This is a genomic window from Stenotrophomonas sp. C3(2023) (assembly GCF_032911385.1).
Lineage (GTDB): Bacteria > Pseudomonadota > Gammaproteobacteria > Xanthomonadales > Xanthomonadaceae > Stenotrophomonas.
The window spans coordinates 1-244 of the sequence record NZ_JAWJLO010000021.1 but is presented as its reverse complement, the minus strand read 5'-3'; the positions used below and the strand labels follow the sequence as shown (position 1 = coordinate 244).

The following is a 244-nucleotide window of genomic DNA, read 5'->3' as shown; positions in this document are numbered from 1 at the left end:
CGCTGTCCGGAGCCGGCAGGCACACCTGGTAGGTGAGCGTGTCGGTGCCGGTGAAGCCTGCGGTGGGCGTGTAGCTGAGGCTGCCGTCCGCGTTGACCACGGCGGTGCCATTGGTGGGTGGCACCGCGATGGTCACCACCGGATTGGCCGGTACGGTGTCGTTGGCCAGAACATCGAGCACACTGGTGCCCACAGCGGCCGCCGGCAGTGCATCGTTGGCCGCATCCGGGCGCACTGCAACGAT

At 68.4% G+C, this 244-nt stretch carries 1 protein-coding gene; it reads right to left on the bottom strand.

Annotated features, from left to right (window positions below; translation table 11 throughout):
* Window positions 1–244 (bottom strand): Ig-like domain-containing protein (locus RZA67_RS16430; RefSeq protein ID WP_317214131.1); only part of this gene is annotated, 244 nt, incomplete at both ends.